Source organism: Teichococcus aerofrigidensis (genome assembly GCF_054073225.1).
Window position 1 is genome coordinate 1 of sequence record NZ_JBSXMU010000219.1, and the last position, 2,583, is coordinate 2,583.

Genomic DNA, 2,583 nt, shown 5'->3' on the forward strand with positions numbered 1-2,583 from the left:
GCGGAGGAGAACGCGCTGGTGCTGGGCGCCGTGGCGGGGGCGTTGGAGACGGTGCGCGAGCGGCTGCGGCAGGATGTCGCCGGGGCCGCCGATCCGGGCCTGTACGGGCCGCCCGCCGGGCCGCGCCGGCGCCGCCTGCGCCACACCCTGGCCGCCAGCCTGGACCGGCAGGCGTGACGCCGCCCCCCGCGCGCCGCGGCGGAGGACGATTGAGGCACCGCGGCGATTGCGAATTTTTCCCCGCCGGCGCTAGGAAGTCTCGTCGCGGTCGGCCCCTCGAGGTGCCGCGCGCAGCGATAGCCGCGTCAGAAGGCGCTTCCCCGAACCGGAACCCTTGAAGGGCGCTCAGATGGTCAGCTCGATCCTCACGAACAACGGCGCGATGACGGCGCTGCAGTCGCTGAAGGCCACCCAGAAGAACCTGCTGGACACGCAGAACCGCATCTCCACCGGCCTCAAGGTCTCGACCGCGAAGGACAACGCGGCGACCTGGGCGGTCGCCACCTCGATGCGCGCGGAGATCGCCAACTTCAAGCAGGTGAGCGAGAACCTCTCCGTCTCCAGCGGCGTGGTCTCCACCGCCGCCGCCGGCACCGAGCAGATCGCCGACCTGATCTCCAAGATCCGCGAGAGCGTCACCTCGGTGCAGGATGGCGTCAAGGATTCGGCCACCGTGCAGGCCGCGATCGACGAGTATGTCGCGCAGATCGACAGCATCATCGGCAGCTCCGCCTTCAAGGGCGTGAACCTGATCAACAACAGCCGCTCGGGCGACGAGAAGATCCTGGCCTCGGTCAACGCCGATGGCAGCAACCTGGTGCCGAGCTACATCACCGTCGCGCAGCAGAACCTGACCATGAGCGCCGGCGGCGCCCTGGAGGGTCTCGACCGCCTGACCGTCGAGCGCGCCAAGGACAGCTACTCCTATGCCGCGCCGACCGGCACCGTCGATGTGGGCGACAAGCTGAGCTTCACCTTCAAGCTCGACGGCAAGGAGAAGGTCGCGAGCTTCACCGCCACGACCACCTCGCTCTCCGACCTGATGACCGGCCTGAAGAACGCCATCAACAGCGCCGCCGGCGCGGGCAACGCCTTCGCCGAGATCGGCGCCAATGGCGAGCTCCTGGTCGATGCCGAGCTGGCGACCGACGTCGTGACCTTCGACGGCGAGACGGCGCTGGCCAAGGCGCTCGACACCGACAACGACATCGTCCTGGGCGCGGCCGTCGACAAGGCGCCGCAGGCGCCGAAGTTCTCCTACGGCCTGGCCGCCGGCGCGCCGGCGGTGGGTGCCGTCTACTCCTTCGAGTTCGAGGTCGAGGGCCAGCGGCAGATCGCCAGCTACACCGCGCTGACCGGCGACGACAACGCCGCCGTGCTGGCCGGGCTGAAGGAGCAGATCAACCTCGCCGCCGGCGGCGGCAACACCATCGCCTCGATCGACGAGCGCACCGGCAAGCTGGTGGTCGATGCCTCGCTGGCCAGCGGCGCGGTGACCTTCGAGGGCGAGGACGCGCTGAAGCTGAAGGGTGCGGCCGCGGCCGGCACGCTGACGGCGAGCGGCGCCACGACCCAGACGCGCGCCCTGGCCGGCATCGTTGCGGCGGCCGGCAACGTCTCCGCCCGCTTCACGATCAACGGCGTCGGTCATACGGTCACCCAGGCCGCCGCCGCCACCACCATGACCGCCGGCGAGGCGGCCACCTTTGTGACCAACATCAATGCGGCGGCCGGCTTCAACTTCGCCTATCTGAACGATGCCGGCACGGGCCTGGTGTTCGACCAGAGCCTGGCGCCGAGCGCCGTCACCGGCTTCCTGGTGACCGATGACGCGGTCTCCACCACGGTCGACACCTCCTCGGCCGGCGCCTCCGCGGGCTATACCTACGACGTCGCGGCCCTGGCCAATGTGGCGGCGGATGAGCGGGTCGAGACCCTCTCCTTCTCCTTCACCAATGCGGCCGGCGCCGCGCAGACCTCCACCGTCAGCCGCGCCAACGTGCAGGAGACCGACGCGGAGATGCTGGGCCGCCTGGTCACCGACATCAACAGCAAGAAGGGCTCGGGCGGCGACATCGCCTTCCTCACCGCCGATGGCCAGCTCTATGTCGATGCCGAGCGTTCGGGCGACACCGACACGGCCTTCACCGCCGCCTCGGCCCTGCAGGTGACGAAGTCCGATGCCACCGGCGTCGCGACCGAGCAGACCCCGGTCTCCAGCACCGACTATTCCGACCTGCTCGCCCGTCTGAAGACGATCGAGACGGCGGTGCTCTCGGCCGGCGCGGCCTTCGGTGCGGCGCAGACCCGCATCGACCTGCAGAAGGACTTCATGGACAAGCTGGTCGACACCCTGACCAGCGGCGTCGGCGCCCTGGTGGATGCCGACATGTCCGAGGAGGCCGCCCGCCTGCAGGCGCTGCAGGTGCAGGAGCAGCTCGGCACCCAGGCGCTGTCGATCGCCAACCAGGCGCCGCAGAGCATCCTGTCGCTGTTCCGCGGCTGATGACCCGAAGGGGGCGCGCCCGCCGCGCCCCCGGACCGGCGGGGGGGGGGGGGGCGGCCCCCCCCGCCCCCCCCCCC

The 2,583-nt window shown here is 70.6% G+C and carries 1 protein-coding gene; it reads left to right on the forward strand.

Annotated elements, in window-relative coordinates:
• Positions 1–334 precede the first annotated feature (334 nt).
• Positions 335–2,506 (forward strand): flagellin N-terminal helical domain-containing protein, encoded by a 2,172-nt coding sequence (locus ACVMLK_RS20670; protein WP_457487494.1) that lies wholly within the window; start codon positions 335–337, stop codon positions 2,504–2,506.
• Positions 2,507–2,583 lie beyond the last annotated feature (77 nt).